17 protein-coding genes are annotated in these 18,725 nt (G+C 42.0%); 14 read left to right on the top strand and 3 right to left on the bottom strand.

All coding sequences use genetic code 11. The annotated features are described in order from the left end of the window. Window positions 1–12: 12 nt before the first annotated feature. Window positions 13–3,024 (top strand): TonB-dependent receptor, encoded by a 3,012-nt coding sequence (locus AC0L6H_RS01720; protein WP_473392203.1) that lies wholly within the window; start codon window positions 13–15, stop codon window positions 3,022–3,024. Window positions 3,025–3,111: 87 nt separating this feature from the next. Here the strand turns inward: AC0L6H_RS01720 and AC0L6H_RS01715 are convergent, their stop codons facing one another. Both AC0L6H_RS01715 and AC0L6H_RS01710 read right to left on the bottom strand, forming a co-directional pair. After that, complete coding sequence (locus tag AC0L6H_RS01715) at window positions 3,112–3,624, bottom strand: hemerythrin domain-containing protein (RefSeq protein ID WP_473392201.1); 513 nt, start codon at window positions 3,622–3,624, stop codon at window positions 3,112–3,114. A 167-nt stretch (window positions 3,625–3,791) separates the two neighbouring features. After that, a complete protein-coding gene (locus AC0L6H_RS01710; RefSeq protein ID WP_473392200.1) occupies window positions 3,792–4,220 on the bottom strand; it encodes an Rrf2 family transcriptional regulator in 429 nt (142 codons plus the stop codon). Window positions 4,221–4,305: 85 nt separating this feature from the next. Here AC0L6H_RS01710 and AC0L6H_RS01705 point away from each other — a divergent pair, with 85 nt between their 5' ends. Continuing rightward, window positions 4,306–4,557 (top strand): hypothetical protein, encoded by a 252-nt coding sequence (locus tag AC0L6H_RS01705; protein ID WP_473392199.1) that lies wholly within the window; start codon window positions 4,306–4,308, stop codon window positions 4,555–4,557. Window positions 4,558–4,621: 64 nt separating this feature from the next. Here the strand turns inward: AC0L6H_RS01705 and AC0L6H_RS01700 are convergent, their stop codons facing one another. Beyond that, on the bottom strand, window positions 4,622–5,941 hold the full coding sequence (locus tag AC0L6H_RS01700) for a sigma-54 interaction domain-containing protein (protein ID WP_473392198.1): 1,320 nt from the start codon (window positions 5,939–5,941) through the stop codon (window positions 4,622–4,624). A 176-nt stretch (window positions 5,942–6,117) separates the two neighbouring features. On the opposite strand from AC0L6H_RS01700, the gene AC0L6H_RS01695 reads away from it, so the two are divergent. The 12 genes from AC0L6H_RS01695 to AC0L6H_RS01640 all read left to right on the top strand — a co-directional run bounded on the left by AC0L6H_RS01695 (window position 6,118) and on the right by AC0L6H_RS01640 (window position 18,651). Then, the gene (locus tag AC0L6H_RS01695) at window positions 6,118–6,753 is read left to right on the top strand and encodes a Tll0287-like domain-containing protein (RefSeq protein WP_473392196.1); all 636 of its coding nucleotides are present in this window, start codon (window positions 6,118–6,120) and stop codon (window positions 6,751–6,753) included. Between the two features lie 39 nt (window positions 6,754–6,792). Beyond that, the gene (locus AC0L6H_RS01690; RefSeq protein WP_473392195.1) at window positions 6,793–7,635 is read left to right on the top strand and encodes an MBL fold metallo-hydrolase; all 843 of its coding nucleotides are present in this window, start codon (window positions 6,793–6,795) and stop codon (window positions 7,633–7,635) included. Then, entirely contained in the window at window positions 7,635–9,077 is a 1,443-nt protein-coding gene (ccoG, locus tag AC0L6H_RS01685; RefSeq protein ID WP_473392193.1) for a cytochrome c oxidase accessory protein CcoG, read from the top strand. The genes AC0L6H_RS01690 and ccoG overlap by 1 nt, the downstream gene beginning before the upstream one ends. Window positions 9,078–9,151: 74 nt before the next feature. Continuing rightward, window positions 9,152–9,280: a DUF3149 domain-containing protein gene (locus tag AC0L6H_RS01680; protein ID WP_473392192.1), complete on the top strand. Its 129-nt coding sequence runs from the start codon at window positions 9,152–9,154 to the stop codon at window positions 9,278–9,280. 117 nt (window positions 9,281–9,397) lie between these two features. After that, on the top strand, window positions 9,398–10,795 hold the full coding sequence (locus AC0L6H_RS01675; protein WP_473392190.1) for a cytochrome ubiquinol oxidase subunit I: 1,398 nt from the start codon (window positions 9,398–9,400) through the stop codon (window positions 10,793–10,795). A gap of 1 nt (window position 10,796) precedes the next feature. Beyond that, window positions 10,797–11,798 carry a cytochrome d ubiquinol oxidase subunit II gene (cydB, locus tag AC0L6H_RS01670; protein WP_473392189.1) on the top strand — a complete coding sequence of 334 codons (1,002 nt, stop codon included), beginning with the start codon at window positions 10,797–10,799 and terminating at the stop codon, window positions 11,796–11,798. 4 nt (window positions 11,799–11,802) lie between these two features. After that, the gene (locus tag AC0L6H_RS01665; RefSeq protein ID WP_473392188.1) at window positions 11,803–12,309 is read left to right on the top strand and encodes a 6TM ABC transporter family protein; all 507 of its coding nucleotides are present in this window, start codon (window positions 11,803–11,805) and stop codon (window positions 12,307–12,309) included. Further along, window positions 12,246–13,538 (top strand): ABC transporter ATP-binding protein/permease, encoded by a 1,293-nt coding sequence (locus AC0L6H_RS01660; protein WP_473392186.1) that lies wholly within the window; start codon window positions 12,246–12,248, stop codon window positions 13,536–13,538. The genes AC0L6H_RS01665 and AC0L6H_RS01660 overlap by 64 nt, the downstream gene beginning before the upstream one ends. Beyond that, on the top strand, window positions 13,522–15,192 hold the full coding sequence (locus tag AC0L6H_RS01655; protein WP_473392185.1) for an amino acid ABC transporter ATP-binding/permease protein: 1,671 nt from the start codon (window positions 13,522–13,524) through the stop codon (window positions 15,190–15,192). Before AC0L6H_RS01660 ends, AC0L6H_RS01655 begins: the two co-directional genes overlap by 17 nt. A gap of 121 nt (window positions 15,193–15,313) precedes the next feature. Next, the gene (locus AC0L6H_RS01650) at window positions 15,314–16,099 is read left to right on the top strand and encodes a sulfite exporter TauE/SafE family protein (RefSeq protein ID WP_473392184.1); all 786 of its coding nucleotides are present in this window, start codon (window positions 15,314–15,316) and stop codon (window positions 16,097–16,099) included. A gap of 12 nt (window positions 16,100–16,111) precedes the next feature. Continuing rightward, complete coding sequence (locus AC0L6H_RS01645) at window positions 16,112–16,972, top strand: MBL fold metallo-hydrolase (RefSeq protein WP_473392182.1); 861 nt, start codon at window positions 16,112–16,114, stop codon at window positions 16,970–16,972. An 8-nt stretch (window positions 16,973–16,980) separates the two neighbouring features. Next, the gene (locus AC0L6H_RS01640; protein ID WP_473392181.1) at window positions 16,981–18,651 is read left to right on the top strand and encodes a bifunctional protein tyrosine phosphatase family protein/NAD(P)/FAD-dependent oxidoreductase; all 1,671 of its coding nucleotides are present in this window, start codon (window positions 16,981–16,983) and stop codon (window positions 18,649–18,651) included. Window positions 18,652–18,725: the final 74 nt, after the last annotated feature.

Raw genomic sequence — 18,725 nt, 5'->3', positions numbered from 1 at the left:
AAGAGAAATATAATGGAAAAATTTAATTTTCAAAAATCAAAACTAGCGGTATCAGTGTCTTTGATGTTAGGCATCGCTTCCTTGGGCACAGCTTATGCGCAAGAAAATACTGAAACTGAAAATGATGCAGTTGCTCCAGAAGTTGAAGTGATTGCAGTAACCGGTATTCGCGGCTCGCTGATGCGTTCAAGCGATATCAAACGTGATAATCAAGGTGTAATGGATGCGATTGTGGCTGAGGAGATGGGTAAATTCCCAGATACTAACTTAGCTGAGTCATTACAAAGAATTACCGGTGTATCGGTAAGCCGTGCAAACGGTGAAGGTAGTCAAATTACTGTACGTGGTTTTGGCCCTGAATTTAACTTAGTAACCTTAAATGGTAGACAGTTACCATCAACGGGTTTTTCACGTTCTTTTAACTTTGAGAACTTAGCGTCTGAAGGCGTAAGCGCGCTTGAAGTATTTAAAACTGCGAGAGCAGACGTACCCACGGGTGGCTTAGGTGCAACGGTTAACATAGTTACCTCAAAACCTTTAGCGCAGCCTGGTCCAAAAATGTCGCTTACAACGAAAGCGAATTACGATAGTTCAAATGTGGAAGGCGAAGACGTCACCCCTGAAATTGCCTTTTTAGTAAGCAATACCTTCATGGATGACCGATTAGGGCTTTCATTGAGCACTTCGTATCAGCGCAGAGATTTCCAAAAGCAATTAGCCAATACCCAAGGCTGGCGTGCCAACGTAGCGTTGCCTGATTTAAACGAATTTCAAGGTATTGATGCAAGAGCACGTGATGCTGATGGTAATTTAGTTGAGAACTTCTCACTAGTTGATTCTGAAGGAAACTTGTCACCCACAGCGGCGCACTTTTTCCCGCGTGATATCAACTACGGCATTGAGAACTTTCAGCGTGAACGTTTTAATGGCCAAGGTACTATTCAATTCCAAGCAACTGATGACTTAGTGCTTACTGCTGACTACACCATGAGTGAAGTGACTGCTGGTGTAAACACAGTTGGATGGGGTATTTGGAACAACAACTACGGCGCTGATGTGAATTCGTATGAGTTGGACGAAAATGGGACTGCAATTTTCGCAAACTTCAGTGGTGGCGATGGGTCATTTACCCAATCTCGTTCTACCACCAATTTTGACATGCGCTCGCTTGGTTTCAATGCAGAGTATATTGTGAATGATTCACTTACGCTTAACTTTGATATTCACGATTCTAAAGCAACTATCGACAATGGTGGCGATGATGGTTTAAGAAGTGCGGGCCAAGTAATATTGGGTTCAGACCAACTGCAAACTCGTGAATATTCATATCGAGATGGCGAAGTACCGCAATTTAACGTGCTTTGGAACAACGGCACTAGCCAATTGCAAGCCAGTGAAATTGACTCTAACTTTAGCCAGTTTTTGTATTCGCCTGGCGAATCTGAGATTACGCAAGTACAGTTGGATGCTGAGTTTTTACCTGACTTTGATTTCGCGCCGTCACTAGTAAAAGTACAAGCAGGTATTGGCTACAACGACCAAACACTAACCGGTCGAAGTGCAACTTCGGGCTTACGCGGCGGCCCTGGCTTCTCGCCTAGCTATACGCAGATTTTCCCTGACGGTATGTTCACTCTCAATAACGTGAGCGGCTTTCTTGATGAGCTTGACGGTGGTGGCTCTAATCTAGAAGGTCAGTATTACTGGGACTTCAATTATGATGAGGCGATAGCGCGTCAAGTAGCAAACATTACCGCTGATGTTGCCGGTGATAACGTTTATGTAGTGGATAGATCATTTGCCACAGACACCACTTCTTCAGTAACAGAAGAAACCTTAAGTTTGTATTTGAACACACTATGGGAATTTGACATTGCCGATCGTTATTTGCAAATTCAAGCGGGTATTCGCTATGAAGAGACGCAGGTAGTTAGTCCTTCAGAAAGTAACATTCCTTTGCGCGTTGACTGGGTTAGCCCGTCAGAATGGATAACGACTTTCTCGGGTATTCAAGAAGTTGAGAACGAAGGTGAGTATGACCTTTGGTTGCCAAGCTTAGATATTCGTTTTGATGTTACCGACGATATCACTACGCGTCTTTCTTTAGGTAAGACCATCGCCAGAGCACCTCTTGGTGACTTGTTAGGCGGTAGATCACTTTCTGGTAGCCCGCGTGTAGGCTCTCGTAACGGTTCATTTGGTAATACTGGGCTAAACCCATATTCATCATCTAACCTAGACCTTTCAGTAGAGTATTATTACGACGAAGGCAGCTATGCTTCTGTTGGCTTGTTCTGGAAGCGAGTAGACGACTGGATTGAATCTAGTACGACTGAGGTGCAGATAGAAGGTTTGTATGATGTCTATCAAGGCCAGCGCTGGAACACGGCAGTAAGCAACATTGAAGGTCGTGGTGACGTTGCCAATACCAATGCTATTTTTGCTGAAATGACGGCGCTTGGTTTTGCTAACGCAAATGGCGCAATTGAGCCAGACCCTAGTACTGACCAGTTAATCACTTGGGAATTAAGTACTAAGCAAAACGTAGAAGAACGTGAAACCAACGGTATTGAAGTAGCTGTACAACACATGTTTGGTGAAACTGGTTTTGGTGTCTCTGCCAACGCAACCTTTGTTGACGGTGATGTTGAGTATGACCCTTACATCTTGTCTGCTCAAAAAGCGTTAGCAGGTTTGTCTGATTCCGCTAACTTCCAAGTTTTCTATGAAGATGATGACCTATCAGTTAGGGTAACTTACGCATGGCGTGACGAATACTTAATTGGTCAAGGACAAGCGCAAGGTACAAGCTTTGATACGCCGCCTCAGTTTGCGAAAGAGTATGCGCAAATTGATATGAGCGTTAACTATGATATTAATGACCAGGTTACGGTATTCTTTGAAGGTATAAACCTTACCAATGAAACCGAGCAGCACTACGGCCGTTTTGAGGAGCAATTCTTATTCGCCGGTCAGTATGGACCTCGTTATTCGGTTGGTGTGCGTTATACGCCAAACCTATAGTTTAATTAGCAACTAGCTAGACATTAAAAAGGCCATTTTAGTATTTACTAAAATGGCCTTTTTTTATTTCCTCTGTGCTACAACAGCTTAGGCATCTCGCATAAAAAGAATGTCGTTTTCTATTCGAATATGCTCATTCAAATCAACAATTAACACGCCCAAACCTTGGTATAAGCTCTTCCATGTATTACAAGCATCTTCAGGAAGCGTTAAACACTGGGTAAGGGTTAAAATTTTTTCGATTTGCAAACGGTGATCATCGTGGTCTTCACGCATAACATGAATAGGGCCTGCTGCAAATGACGCTTGTCCTCGTTGCAACATGGGGAAGAGAATATTTTCTTCTTTAAACATGTGCTGCTCAAGCTCGCTTTGCATTGCCATTAGATGTTTAGCAAGACCAAATGGGCTTCGCTCATCTTCGATATGAACGAGTTCTACGCGAGTAGCAAGTTCAATAAGCTCTTCAAACTGCTCTCTATGCACTTCGTGATAGCGCTTTAGAATAAAGTCGATAAGCTCTGGTGTAGTCATTTCTGCTGGTTGTTGAGTATCAGGGGTTTTACTACTTTGTATTGTTTCGTTTTGCGTGGCTAACATAGCTTTTCCTTAACATGCATATATTATGTATCTTAAGGTGAGTATAAAGTAGCCATTTTTGAAAGTAAACGAGCCTTGCCTTAAATGCCCATGCTATTTGTGGGTACTTATTTGTAAGTACATCTAAGAATCATAAAGCCGGAGGCTGAGCGTTTCTAGCTATATTTTTAGATTTCAAGCAAGTAGCTTAGATCTTTGCGTTTCTCTTCAACTAGGTCGGCAAGGGTATATTGTTTCAAATGCTCAATGAATGCGTTGGTTGCTCCAAGTAGCGCCCCTTTTAAACGACAAGCCGGCAAAATCACACAGGCGGGTTTATTGCAATCAACAACAGATAAATTATTCTCTAAGGTAATTACAACGTCAGCAATATTGATTTGCGTGGGGGATACAGCAAGGCTAATGCCTCCGCCTTTTCCTCTTTTTGTACAAATAAGCCCTTCTTTTCCTAACTGATGCACTATCTTATTTAGGTTGTTACGGGATATGCCATAAATAGCACTGATTTGGTCAATACTTGCTTGTTGATGTTCAGGTAGAAGCGCTAAGTACATTAGTACGCGCAAACCATAATCGGTATAACGGGTTAATTGCATTAATAAAAGGTCTTAAGAAAGATTGACATCAATAAAACATACATCTAATATGCACCTAAGTAAACATACATATAAAAGGCATGTTATGAGTAATCAGCTTGTAGAGCACGTTAAAATCAAAAACCAACGTTTATTAACTTCTGCAAATATTGCAATGGTAGTCACACTTCTGTTGTTTTTAACGGCGGTTGTTCTAGCTTATGGCTTTGACGAATATTTTGGTTTATACACGCTTGTTTTATTCCATATTACGCAGTTGGTTTTTGCGGGCCTCTTTAAGTTGTCTTACGTTGTGCGTTTAGTTGCCCAAAAACAATTGGGCTATGCCATACGTTAATCGAATGATTAAAGAAGGTAAGGCCTCAGGCGCACTGAAGCTTTTGCGCTAGCACTGACTTCTTTTATTCATATCGAATTGAGAATTTTTGCAACTTGCGATAAAGCGTTCTGGTACTTACATCGAGTTTTGCGGCAAGTTCATCGATTGACATTGACTGCTCTTTACATAGCTTGCTTAGGTAATTGGCTTCTAGTTCTTCTAAGGTCATTACAGCCTTGTCTTGAGATTTTTGATGTTTTCCATGTTCAATTTGTTCTGGTAAATCATCAACTTCAATTATGTCTTCGTTTGCCAGTAGGGCAGCCTGCTCTACTATATTTTTAAGCTCTCTTATGTTTCCCGGGAATTGATAAGTCTGTAAACGAGCCAAAGTCTTTTCTGCAAATTTTTTATGGTTCATCTCACTATTCTTAAGAAAATGTGAGGCCAAAGCAGCAATATCTTCTTTTCTTTCTGACAGCGATGGTAAACTAATGGGAAAACCCGCGATGCGATAGTATAAGTCAATTCTGAACAAGCCTTTGTCAACCAGTTCTAAAAGGTTTTTGTGAGTCGCGCAGATTAATCTAAAATCGGCTTTCTTTTGTTTCAAGCCACCAACGGTGCGATAACATTGAGTTTCTATTAATCTAAGCAGTTTGACCTGCATACTCAATGGGACGTCAGCTATTTCATCGAAAAAGACCGTGCCGCCACGAGCGACTTCTATTAAACCTGTTTTAGCACTCGATGCTCCAGTGAAAGCACCTTTCTCATGCCCAAACAGTTCAGATTCGAATAAGTTTTCATTTATGCCCGTACATTCAATAACAACATAGGGTTTTTGTGCACGTTTACTAGAGTCGTGTAACGCTTTGGCGACCAATTCTTTTCCTGTTCCTGTTTCACCTTGCAATAAAACCGCAATATCTGCCTTCGCAGCGCTATTGATTTTACTGAGCATTTTGGTGAATGGTAAGGAAGACCCAATCATCTTGTTGGTATCAGGATCTGCAGACGCAAAATCAACACGGTCAAGTATCTCTAAAAAACCCGTCGTGATCCCATCTGCGTTTACGATGGGCTTCATCACAATATCACAATAGTTTTTTCCCTTACCTGTGTTATGAACGTGCACCACTCTGCTTGTACGCCCTGAGCTTAAACAGGCCTGAATGGGACATTCTTCACCATGTTTATCACAAGGAGATTGGTGTCCATGAGAAATTTCAAAACAACGGCTCTTCCCTAATTTTACTTCACCCTTATAGCACTCTTGATACAAGGTATTCATTGCTAAAATAGTGTAGTTGGTGTCGATAAAAATTGCTGGTTTTTCCAGTGCTTCAATCATTGTTTGAGCGAGTGCGTTGTCCATATTACTCATCATTAAGCTTGTCATTTATGACACGCATCTTGTCATTTATGGCGGGATAAATCAAAACTTACACTATCCTTTTAGCTATTTTAAATTAAATTTAATATAAACAGACAGTTACGATTATTTTTGAATTGGCCTGATTCTTGATATACATCTGGTAATCGTTCGCAATTGTAACCTGTAAAAAGAGTAAGCTTATGTTTAAAACAAATTCATCAAAGGCACTATTGGCAGTAATATGTGTGGCGCTGTTTGCTAATGCCACCGTTTCTCACGCTAATACTCAAAAAGACAATCAAAATGCTAAGCTTGTAAAAGTCAACGTAGACAATACTCTAGCCCAAACCGTGATTCTTAAAGAGCAAGCTGCCGGTAAAATAAAGCTGTTTGCCGCTACACTCAAAAAAGCATTAATGTCAGCAGTGGAGCAGGGTGGACTTACAAATGGTATTGAAGTTTGTCAATCCGAAGCGCCTAAAATTGCTGCCGCGCTTTCTACCGATGGTTGGAAAATTGGTCGCACGAGCTTAAAAGTACGCAACACTAATAATGAGCCAGACCAGTGGGAGCAGGGCGTTCTTGAGCAGTTTGAGGCGCGTGCAAATGCCGGTGAAGACATCAAAACTTTAGTCGCCTCAAAGCATGATGCCGAAGGATTTCGTTTAATGAAAGCAATTCCGACAGGCCAACTTTGTATGGCCTGTCATGGCAGTTCGGTAGATCAAAAGACCCTCGAAAAAATTAACGAAGTATATCCTAAGGATAGAGCGACGGGCTTTAGTGCAGGAGATTTGCGTGGTGCATTTAGCGTCTACAAGGATGGGGCTCAATGAGTAGTTTCTTTATTTATAGTGGTGTTTAAGGAGGCGCTAATGGAAAAACTCATCATTCAAGCATTTTTTGACAAAATGACCAAAACAGTGAGTTACGTTATTACAGACCGAGCCACTGCTTATGCAGCTGTCATCGATCCGGTCTTAGATTATGATCCTGAATTGGACGTTTTCTCGTCAAAAAGTGCAGATTCAATCATTGATTATTTGGACCAAAATAATTTTCACCTGCAGTGGATCCTTGAAACCCACGCACATGCTGATCACATTACGGCTTCTCATTATCTTAAGCAAAAAAGAGGTGGTCAAATAGGCATTGGTGAGCATATTACCGAAGTTCAAATGACCTTTAAAAGCTTGTTGAACTTGTCTGACGATATGCCTTGTGACGGTCGTCAATTTGACTACTTGTTTTGTGACAATGAACTTATTGATTTAGGCCATTTAAAAATACATGTTTTACATACGCCCGGCCATACTCCTAGTTGTGTAAGTTATCTTATTGAAGACGCCATATTCGTTGGTGACACCATTTTTATGCCTGATTTTGGGACCGCCCGGACGGATTTCCCAAAAGGCAATGCGGCTGTTTTGTACCAATCTATTCAGAAGATATTATCTTTACCAGACAAAACGCGCGTTTTTGTTGGTCATGACTATCAGAGTCAATCAAGAACGCAATACGCATGGGAAACAACGGTAATTGAAGAAAAGCTGAATAATATTCATATGAGAAACGGTGTTTCTCAAGAACAATTTTGCACTTTTAGAGAGTCTCGTGATGCAGACTTACCTGAACCAGCGCTGCTCGGACCATCTATTAAATTCAATATACAGGCGGGACAAGTGCCGTTTAGCGGTTTATTGAAGGAAACACACTAATGACAGAACATATCCAAATAAAAGATGTGACACCAATCAAAGTTGAAAATTCATCAGTGCAAATTACAAAGCCTGACTATTCTGCTAGAAGCCGTATTTATGTGCGTTCGGTGCAAGGTATGTTTGAAAAAATACGTCAAAGCCTTAGCCTGATCATGATGGGACTTTTTGCCTTAGCACCCTGGATTCAATATGACGGTAGGCAAGCACTACTGTTTGATTTGGCAGAACAACGCTTCAACATTTTTGGCTTAACGCTTTGGCCTCAAGATTTGACAGTAGTTGCTTATACCTTGATTGTCTCTGCTTTTGCTTTGTTTTTCGTCACCACGTTTGCTGGCAGAGTATGGTGTGGCTTTACTTGTCCACAAACGGCGTGGACTCATATGTTTATTTGGTTTGAAGAAAAAATCGAAGGCGCTCGAAATAAACGGATGAAACTCGACCAACGCAAAATGGACTTAGATAAATTTATGCGTAAAACAAGCAAGCATTTTGCATGGATTGTGGTCTCGCTATTAACTGCCTTGAGCTTTGTTGGCTACTTTATGCCAATTGACGAACTTTTTATTAATTTTTTTACTTTTGATGTTGGTTTTTGGACGGGTTTTTGGGTGATATTTTTTACCGCCTGCACCTATGGCAATGCCGGTTATATGCGCGAAATCATGTGTACGCACATGTGCCCCTATGCACGATTCCAATCTGCTATGTTTGATAAGGACACCTTTACAGTTGCCTATGATGCCACGCGTGGAGAGAGTCGCGGTCCGCGTTCACGCAAAATGTCCTTAGAAGATGTTCAAGCAAAAGGTTTAGGGGAATGTGTTGATTGTAACCTTTGCGTGCAAGTATGCCCCACCGGTATTGATATTAGAAACGGCTTGCAATATGAGTGCATTAACTGCGGGGCTTGCGTAGATGCTTGTAACGGCATTATGGATAAAATGGGCTATAAAAAAGGCTTGGTCAGCTTTACTTCAGAGCACCAATTGGCTGGCGGTACAACCAAGATATTTAGACCTAAACTTATCGGATATGCATTTGTGTTAGCGGTGATGAGTAGTTTACTTGTTTACGATGTTGTTTCCAGAGTGCCCCTTGAGGTGGATATCATCCGCGATCGCAATTCTCTGGACCGTGAAACCAACGAAGGCTTAATCGAAAATGTGTATACCTTAAAAGTCCTTAATAAAAGTCAGCGTGAGCAAACTTACGATATCGCTGTGCTAGGACTAAATGACGCCAAATACATGGGAGAGCAACAAGTTACCGTACAAGGCGGAGGAGTTTTCACCTTGCCAATTAGCGTCGCGGTAGACCCCAGCAATTTAGAAGAAGGCACGCAAAAAATCTACTTCAAAGTAACCACAAGTGTAAATGGTGAAATCGTAGAGAGTATTGAGCCTAGCACATTTATATATACAGGTAGTTGGGGTTAGCACCCTAGATGAAAGCGCGCTAAATAAGTTAAGCGCAAAATGAATAATTTTAGAAACTAATGAGGTAAATCAATATGTTATCAATGATATTTAGCGATCCAGTTGTGTGGGGCTCTTTGCTTGGCATTTTAGTCATGCTAATTATGGCTGCTTACTACACTTATATGTTTGTCCACAACAGTGAGGCTGAAGACGAAGAGTAAAACTCAGTTTTTCGTTAGTTTCACTTAGCCCTATACATATGCCTAGCTATGTATTTACAGCGTTTCTAGGGGGCGTATTTTTACCACTACTTTTATAGAGTCAACTTAGGAGTCACTATGGAACTCGATCCGCTAATACTGTCGCGAATACAGTTTGCGTTTGTTGTTTGTTTTCATGCAATTTTCCCCGTCTTTACAATTGGTCTTGCTAGCACGATAGCTGGCTTTGAGACACTCGCTTTTAAAACGGGTAATCCACTTTGGCAGAGGCTATCTAAATTCTGGATACAAGTCTTTGCTGTTGTTTTTGGTATTGGGGTGGTTTCGGGCATCGTGATGTCCTTTCAATTTGGTACCAACTGGAGTAACTTTTCCTACGCTACCGCTAATTTTTTAGGGCCGGTATTGAGTTACGAAGTGGTCACGGCCTTTTTCCTTGAAGCTGCTTTTCTAGGGGTTTTACTATTTGGTCGCGACAAAGTGCCGCAAGGCGTCCACTTATTTGCAGCCATAATGGTCGCTACTGGGACCTTCATTTCCTCATTTTGGATTTTAGCGGCAAATTCACTTATGCAGACCCCTGACGGTTTAGAACTGGTCAATGGTATGTATTACGTGGTGTCGTGGACCGATTCATTGTTTACACCATCATTTGGCTATCGTTTTGCTCATATGGCTTTGGCGTCGTTTTTAACAGCCGCGCTGGTTGTTGCTGGCGTGAGCGCTTGGTTCATCATCCAAAAACGTGAACTAGAAGCGAATAAAAAAGCCCTGTCTGTTGCCCTATGGTTTTTGTTAGTCCTTGCCCCATTGCAAGCGGTAGTAGGTGATTTTCATGGTCTTAATACTTTAGAGCATCAGCCTATGAAAGTAGCAGCAATGGAAGGAAATTGGGAAACTGGGAAAGGCGTTCCTCTGCTTTTGTTTGCCATTCCTGATCAAGATAACCAAACCAACCACCTTGAAGTGAAAATACCCAAATTAGCAAGTTACGTGTTAACTCATGATTGGGATGGAGAAGTGCCAGGATTAAACGAAGTTCCTGTTGAAGAGCAACCTCCTGTATTTGTCGTTTTTTGGTCTTTTAGAGTCATGGTTGCTTTAGGATTATTAATGATTGCGTTTGCGCTATGGGGATTAGTACTGCGCCCCAAAAATAGGATTTATGAATCTAAATACTTCTTAAATGGTTTACGAATTATGAGTATTTCACCCTTTATCGCAGTACTGGCAGGATGGGTAGTGACTGAATCTGGACGTGCACCTTGGCTGATTTATGGCCAAATGACACACGCACAAGGCCTTACACCATCATTAACAGGTGGTATGGCACTGTTTACCTTAATTGGATACATCGTCGTCTACAGCTTAGTTTTTAGCGCAGGTATTTATTACTTGTTAAAAGTATTTCGCGGTGGACTAGAAAAAGCCAGTGCACCACACGAAATGGATGAAGTTGAAAGACCAATGCGTCCGTTCTCAGCTGCCCACGTTGCTATTGATGAGGATCTATAACATGGAACAAACATTTGACTTAACTATTATTTGGGCAGGCATTATCGGCTTTGGATTGATGATGTACGTACTAATGGATGGCTTTGATTTAGGGCAGGGGATATTGTTTCCCTTTGCTCCTAACGAGAAAGCCCGTGACACAATGATGAACTCTGTTGCACCTGTATGGGATGGTAACGAAACTTGGCTTGTATTAGGCGGTGCGGGTTTACTAGCTGCCTTTCCACTCGTTTATGCGGTTTTCTTGCCAGCGCTTTATATCGGTGTATTTTTGTTACTTGCCGGGCTTATTTTTAGGGGGGTTGCCTTTGAATTTCGCTTTAAAGCAAAAACCTCAAAATACCTCTGGAGCTGGTCCTTCTCGGTGGGCTCTATTGTTGCAGCTTTCGCGCAAGGAGCGGTAGTAGGCGCTTACATTCAAGGTTTTGAAACCGAAGGTTTTGCCTATTCTGGTGGTGCTTTGGATTGGCTAACGCCGTTTACTGTGATTACCGGATTAGGTCTTGTTGCCGGATATGCACTTTTGGGAAGCACCTGGCTAATCATGAAAACCGAAGGCGAAGTACAAGAGTTTGCCTATAAAATTACGCCAAAGCTGTTACTTGGGCTTATGGCTGTATTTGCCATTGTATCTATATACACACCGTTTATTGATCCGTCGGTTAACGAGAGATGGTTTGGTGGTGTGAGTCTTCTTTGGGCACTCCCTATTTTGGCTTTGTATTGTGCATTTGTTGTGTTCAACTCTGTGCGCAAACGTAAAGAAGGTACGCCATTTATTGCGACAATGGGCATCTTTTTGTTTAGTTACTTAGGACTGTTGGCAAGTAAATGGCCATACATCGTTCCGCCTAAGTTTACTATTTACGATGCTGCTTCTGCCTATAACTCACAATTGTTTTTACTCTTGGGGTTCTTGTTTGTTATTCCTATCGTATTGGCATATACAAGCTGGACCTACTGGGTATTTAGAGGCAAAGTAAAAGACGTGGGCTATCACTAAGTCTATGAGAAATAATAAAGCGCAGCCAGTTGGTGAAGTTACACCACTAACCGGCCGCTTATTACTCGACGGTTTCAGTCGCCCGCATTTGTCGCTGCTAAAGGTGTCGGCGCTTGCGGGTGTGCTTGGAACCGTTTTTTTATGCATCATGTGGGTAGCCTTTGCTTTGCTTACAGAGTCGGTTGTCATAAAAGACGAACAGCTATCAGAGCAAAATGTATTAATCACAATGTTTGTTTGTTCAGCGCTTGTAAAAGTGTTTTTAGTGCGCCTGCAAACGATGTTTGGCGACACTGCGAGTGCAAACATCCGTAGCGATATTCGAAAGTCCATGCTTGGCTTGTGGCGTCAGCAAAGTCCTTTAAGTGAACACCAACAATCTCCGGCTTCGGCGGCTACTCAATGGGTAGAAGATGTTGAAGCAATGGATGGTTACTTTTCAAAGTATTGGCCGCAACAAGTTTTGGCTGTGGTTTCCCCCTCATTATTCTTTGCGTTGTCGCTTGGATAAATTGGTTATGTGCGCTGTTATTACTTATTTCAGCCCCTCTTATCCCTTTGTTTATGATCCTCGTTGGTATGGGCGCAGAGCACTTAAATCAAAAATATTCAACAAGTCGTCAGCGATTAGCAGGTCACTTCTTAAATCGAGTCGCAAATTTAACGACTATCAAGCTGCTAGGGGCACAGCACAGCGTCTTCGAAGAAGTTGAATCGCGCAGCACGCAATACAGAGAAGTTATCATGCGAACACTTCGTATCGCTTTTTTGTCATCAACGGTTTTAGAATTTTTTACTAGTGTTGCTATTGCTAGCTTAGCTATTTATATCGGATTTTCGTTATATGGGGCAATTACGTGGGGGCCCGCTGCTGATATCAGTCTTTTTAGCGGCTTACTTATTTTGGTGCTTGCGCCTGAATTCTTTCACCCCTTGCGCATTTTGTCGCAATATTACCATGACAAGGCCTCGGCTTTAGGTGCTGCCAACAATTTAACGCAGTTGTTTCGCGACACCAACAAAGAAGATGCGCAGGTGCAATTGCCTAATATTGAAGACAATCAAGCCCTTGCCGTTTTATCAACTAAGCAAACTCGCCTTACACTTAATAATGTCAGTATAGGGTATAGCGAAAAGGCCATTTTAGCCAAGAACCTTTGCTTAGACCTGCGCGGTAACCAATTACTCGCTATAACGGGGCCATCGGGTTCTGGTAAATCTACAATATTAAACACCATTGCGAATTACTTAACGCCGCTAAGTGGCGATATAAGCATGTATCCGGGCAATTACTCATCCACACCTATGGCTTATTTACCGCAAAAGCCATGGATTAAAAACACCTCACTTGCGAACAATATTACTGAATTCGCGCCCCACGCTAGCCTTGATGAGATTGAATCTTGCTTGCAAGACCTAGGCTTAAGCGATGAATTTGAAAACCGAGTAAGTATTACAGATACCTTAATTGGTGAACACGGCCAGGGGTTTTCGGGTGGTCAAATGCAACGCATTGCGCTAAGCCGAATTTTATTAAATCCCACAGCCATTATTTTATTAGACGAGCCAAGTGCAAAGCTCGATATGCATAGCAAAACACACATCATTAAGGCACTTAACAAGCTCAAACAAACAGCAATTGTCATTGTGGCAACGCACGATCCTGCCTTAATCGATATAGCCGACAGTTGTCTGCAGCTAAACAAAACTGGAGAGCAAACTCATGCTGTTTTGGTTTAGGAAGCTTTACGCCGCGCAAGCAAAGCGGATTGGCCTAGGTATTCTACTTGCTTTTATTGCTTCGCTTTCGGGTGTGAGTTTGCTCATGTTGTCGGGCTGGTTTATTAGCGCCACTGCTTTGGCTGGGATAGCAATAAGCGCAGGTATTGTTATCATCTTTGATATGTATATGCCTGGGGCTTCAATCCGTTTCTTTGCATTGAGTCGAACTGTCAGTCGCTATGCTGAACGTCTCTATAACCATGACACTATTTTGAGACTAGTTGCGGTATTCCGCCTAACACTTTTCAAGCAATTGTCTCAACTATCTGTGGATGAACTGCGTAAAACCAGCGACAGTGAATGGTTAAGCCGATTAACGGCAGATTTAGATGCCCTTGATAGCTTATTGCTTAGATTCACTATCACGCCTATTGTACTTTTACTCATTATTATTTGTGCAAGCGCTTTTATCTATTTCATTTGGCCCGCATATGCCCTAGTTATTGGTGGATTCATGCTTTCATGTGCTGTTTTTACTATCGTGCTTACCATAAAGAAAACCAAAGCCTTAGGAAAGCAGAATTCGAGCATACTCAATGCGATGAGAGCACACATTATTGAGCACCTCCAAGGGCGCTTTGAACTGAAGGCGCACATGTTAGTGCATCGGCATGAACGTCATGCAATGTCTTCGTTAGCAGCCCTAGATGAGGTACAACGAGCGATGAATCGACGCATTGCTAATATTCAATTGATACTCGATTTGTTGCTCGCCGCAGGTTTGAGCGCTCTCGTTTATATTGCAATGATGAGTGTAAACTCTGAGCAAATTGATGGTCCGATAGCGGTTATGGCGGTACTTATGTTTGTTGCCATTACTGAGTTGTTGCAAGTCCTACCTAGTCAATACAAAGCGTGGGGTGCAAGCTCTTATTCAGCCAATCGTTTGTCAACGAAAGGCATGCCCAAGACGCATACAAAACAAGCTTGCATTCCCATAAACAACAACGACGTAATTGACGTTGTAATAGATAAGCATCCACAAATTATCGGCAGTCAAAATGCAGCGTTAAAGTTCAGCGTATCTGAAAACCAAACCCTTGTGATATCGGGTAAATCAGGCTCGGGTAAGTCTACAGTCGCCAACATTATTGCTGGTATTGCCTATCGCCCTAAACTTCAACAAAGTGAAGTGTCGATTTCACTTCGCTGTGGCGAAAACTCCCAAAAGCTTCCCTTTAATTTTTCGTGGGAACAGCTTGGTTATCTTACCCAATCTAATTCTATTTTGGCCGGCAGTTTGGCTTACAACCTGCGGCTCGGTAAAGAAGATTTTAGCGATGATGCGCTATGGAAAGTACTCGCTCTGGTTGAATTAGAAGATTGGGCGCAAAGTCTCGAAAAAGGCTTGTACAGCTGGTTAGGTGAAACGGGTAGTCAAGTATCTGGAGGGCAAGCGCGGAGAATCACATTAGCGCGTTTACTTTTGCGAGACCCAAGACTTGTGATTCTCGATGAACCCTTTAATGGTTTAGATCAAAATATGGCAGAGAGAATTTGGCGAAATATTGGTGAATGGTTATCTGACAAAAAAGTCGTGCTACTCAGTCATGAATTCCCAAATTCCCTCATGCTTGAAAGCGCAACAAATCACGTTAATTTGGACAACTAAATGACAACAACATAGAGCGTATAAGTGTTCAACGTCTTGAAATTAGAAGACGATTTGTGGCTACTTGACATATAACTAAAAAATATATATTATAACCCGAAGTAATATAGGAGGTTGAAACTTGGAATTCATCGGTTATTTCGCAGCAATTATTATGGGCATTGTTTTAGGTGCTATTGGAGGGGGTGGCTCTATCCTTACTGTGCCTATTCTTGTCTATCTTTTTGGTCAAGAGGCATCAACTGCAACGGGCTATTCTTTGCTTATTGTTGGCTTAACCGCCACTTATGGTGCTGTAAGCTATTACCGCCAAGGTCTTATTGAAATAAAAGCCGCCATTACCTTTGCAATACCTTCAATTATTGCGGTTTACTTAACCCGCGCTTTTCTGATGCCGGCCATCCCCGATGTTATTATGACATCACCATTTGTGCTTGAAAAAAACCTTGTCATCATGGTGAGTTTTGCATTGTTGATGATCTTATCTGCCTACATGATGCTTACCAAAGATAATTCCAAAATAAAAAGCGGCGGCGCGAAGCACAATCCTTTATTGATTGTGTTAGAAGGCGGCTTAGTTGGTGTTGCTACTGGGATTTTAGGTGCCGGTGGTGGTTTTCTCATCATCCCTGCTTTGGTACTCCTTATGGGTATGGAGATGAAAAAAGCAGTGGGGGCTTCTCTTCTTATTATTTCGCTTAAGTCATTAATTGGGTTTACGGGCGACTTACAAGCTGGCATTTCACTCGATTGGGTACTAATAGGAAAAATCATCGCATTTACTATTTTAGGGATGTGGATAGCGACGCGAATTGCCAACAAAATTGAAGGCAAAAAACTACAAAAAGGCTTTGGCATTTTTACCCTAATAATAGCCATTTTTATCTTAGTGAAAGAATTAATTTAAATGAGGACACTTATGAAAGTAAAAACATTTTTTGATGACGCAACAGCAACCTTTACTCACATCGTAATTGATGAATCAACTAACAAATGTGCAGTTATAGATTCTGTTTTGGACTATGACCACTTCTCTGGAATGGTGAAAACTGACAGCGCTAATCAAGTCATCGCTTATATTAAAGAACATAACTTAAGCAACGAGTGGATTTTAGAAACTCATATTCATGCTGACCATATAACCGCTTCGAAATATTTGCAAACGCACATTGGTGGCAAAACTGCCATGGGTGTTGGCATCAAAGATGTTCTTAAAATATGGGTGCCCATGTTTAATGATAGCGATGCTACGCCCATCACGGGTGAACAGTTTGACCTATTACTTGATGAAGGCGATGAAATCAAGATTGGTAATATAACCTTAACTACTTGGTTAACGCCCGGACATACACCGGCTTGTGCCAGCTACTACTGCAAAGAATCAAAAGCTATTTTTGTTGGCGATACCATATTTGCGCCGCACATTGGAACGGCTCGATGTGACTTCCCTGGTGGCTCAGCTTCTGATTTATTTAAAACCATACAGCGCTTTTATAGCTTAGATGATGATACCACCATTTATCTTTGTCATGACTATCCTGAAGAAGGTAGTGAGCCACTTGCTAGTATTACTGTTGGGGAAGAAAAACAGCGCAATGTACAAATTCAACCAAGCACAAAATACGAAGAATACGTAGCCAAACGAGAAGCACGCGATGCAACTTTAGCGGTGCCAAAGTTACTTTTCCCATCTTTACAAACCAATCTAAGACTCGGTGACTTTGGTGTTAAATCCGACAATGGATTGCAATATATAAAAATTCCAATCAACGCATTGTGAGGTGATACATGGATCTTAAAACGTTAACTGATCGCATCGCGGTTTCCCCCCAAATCTCGGTCGATGATTTAAGTGTAGTCAAGGAACTTGGCTATACAATCGTAGTATGTCATCGACCTGATGGTGAAGGGGCCGACCAAGTCAATTTTGATGAAATTGAGCAAGCTGCTGAGGCACTTAATCTTCAAGCCATATATCAACCTGTGGTAAGTGGTAAAATTACTGATGCCGATGTCGCTAAATTCAAAGGCATACTTAACGAAGCTAAAGGTCCAGTATTCGCATATTGCAGAACGGGTACGCGCTCAACGACACTTTGGTCCTTAGCAAAAGCCGGCGAACTATCAGTATCTGAGATATTATCAACGGCAAAAGATGCTGGATATGATATGTCAGGCGTTGTTAGGCGTATAGTCAATGGTGGTGTTACGCCAATTGACCAGTCAGACAAGCGCTTTGATATTGTGGTTGTTGGTGCCGGTGCCGCTGGCATTGCGGTAAGCGCAAGTTTATTGGAAAGAAAACCAGAGCTTTCGATAGCGATTATTGACCCCGCCGATATACACTATTATCAGCCAGGTTGGACGCTTGTGGGCGCAGGTGTATTTACTCCAGAACAAACCGTAAAAACCCTGTCGTCATTGATCCCCAAAAACGTGACATGGTTAAAAAATGCAGTCGCCGCGTTTGAACCCCAAAGCAATAAAGTGCTATTAGATGGCTGTCATATTATTGAATACTCTCACCTAATCGTTTGCCCGGGACTGAAGCTCGATTGGAACAAAATAGAAGGTTTAACCGAGACTTTAGGGAAAAACGGTGTGACCTCCAATTATCGTTTTGACCTAGCCCCATATACTTGGGACTTGGTGAAAAATTTCAAAAGCGGTAAGGCGGTATTCACCCAGCCACCCATGCCCATAAAATGCGCAGGTGCACCGCAAAAAGCGATGTATTTATCTTGTGATCATTGGTACAGGGAAGGAAGCCTTAAAGATATTGATGTACAGTTCTACAATGCTGGCGGCGTCTTATTTGGCGTAAAGGAATATGTTCCCGCCTTGATGAGCTACATTGAAAAATATCAAGCGAATTTAAATTTCTCTCACACTTTAGTTAAAGTAGATGGACCTAACAAAAAGGCCTATTTCAAAAGCTTAAATGAAGATGGAGAAGCTGTGCAAAGCGAGGTCGACTTTGACATCTTGCATGTTGTTCCACCCCAATCGCCGCCTAACTTTGTTCAGGCAAGCCCGTTGGTGGACGAAAATGGCTGGGTAGATGTTGATCAGTCTACACTTCAACACAAAAAATATAAGAATATTTACAGTCTTGGCGACGTGATGAATGCACCAAATGCCAAGACAGCAGCTGCAGCTCGTATGCAAGCCCCCGTTGTAGCGATTAATGTATTACATGATTTAGGCGTGGGCACGCAACGGGCAATCTACGACGGTTATGGCTCGTGCCCATTAACGGTCGAGAAAGGGAAGATAGTATTAGCTGAGTTTGGCTATGGTGGTAAATTATTACCTACATTCCCTACTTGGCTGGTCGATAGCACAAAACCTTCCAAGCTAGCATGGTTTCTTAAAGAGAAGCTCTTACCACCAATTTATTGGAAGGCAATGCTAAAAGGAAAAGAATGGTTTGCTAAACCTAAAGGTTATGTGAAGTAGCTTAGTATAGGCTTTTAAAGCTATAGTGTGTTGGTGCTCACTATAGCTTTAGCACTATATTTCAAGAGGCAGGC

The organism is Glaciecola sp. G7-5 (genome assembly GCF_055808975.1).
The sequence above is the reverse complement of the archived record's forward strand: the minus strand, read 5'-3'. Positions and strand labels throughout refer to the sequence as shown.

Bases quoted from the DNA above. Each gene is read 5' to 3' on its own strand.
- AC0L6H_RS01665 (WP_473392188.1), top strand. From the start codon at position 11,803: ATGAGAAATAATAAAGCGCAGCCAGTTGGTGAAGTTACACCACTAACC.
- AC0L6H_RS01700 (WP_473392198.1), bottom strand. From the start codon at position 5,941: ATGACAAGCTTAATGATGAGTAATATGGACAACGCACTCGCTCAAACA.
- AC0L6H_RS01705 (WP_473392199.1), top strand. From the start codon at position 4,306: ATGAGTAATCAGCTTGTAGAGCACGTTAAAATCAAAAACCAACGTTTA.
- AC0L6H_RS01645 (WP_473392182.1), top strand. From the start codon at position 16,112: ATGAAAGTAAAAACATTTTTTGATGACGCAACAGCAACCTTTACTCAC.
- AC0L6H_RS01715 (WP_473392201.1), bottom strand. From the start codon at position 3,624: ATGTTAGCCACGCAAAACGAAACAATACAAAGTAGTAAAACCCCTGAT.
- AC0L6H_RS01640 (WP_473392181.1), top strand. From the start codon at position 16,981: ATGGATCTTAAAACGTTAACTGATCGCATCGCGGTTTCCCCCCAAATC.
- AC0L6H_RS01695 (WP_473392196.1), top strand. From the start codon at position 6,118: ATGTTTAAAACAAATTCATCAAAGGCACTATTGGCAGTAATATGTGTG.
- AC0L6H_RS01675 (WP_473392190.1), top strand. From the start codon at position 9,398: ATGGAACTCGATCCGCTAATACTGTCGCGAATACAGTTTGCGTTTGTT.
- AC0L6H_RS01720 (WP_473392203.1), top strand. From the start codon at position 13: ATGGAAAAATTTAATTTTCAAAAATCAAAACTAGCGGTATCAGTGTCT.
- AC0L6H_RS01655 (WP_473392185.1), top strand. From the start codon at position 13,522: ATGCTGTTTTGGTTTAGGAAGCTTTACGCCGCGCAAGCAAAGCGGATT.
- AC0L6H_RS01710 (WP_473392200.1), bottom strand. From the start codon at position 4,220: ATGCAATTAACCCGTTATACCGATTATGGTTTGCGCGTACTAATGTAC.
- AC0L6H_RS01690 (WP_473392195.1), top strand. From the start codon at position 6,793: ATGGAAAAACTCATCATTCAAGCATTTTTTGACAAAATGACCAAAACA.
- ccoG (WP_473392193.1), top strand. From the start codon at position 7,635: ATGACAGAACATATCCAAATAAAAGATGTGACACCAATCAAAGTTGAA.
- AC0L6H_RS01680 (WP_473392192.1), top strand. From the start codon at position 9,152: ATGTTATCAATGATATTTAGCGATCCAGTTGTGTGGGGCTCTTTGCTT.
- cydB (WP_473392189.1), top strand. From the start codon at position 10,797: ATGGAACAAACATTTGACTTAACTATTATTTGGGCAGGCATTATCGGC.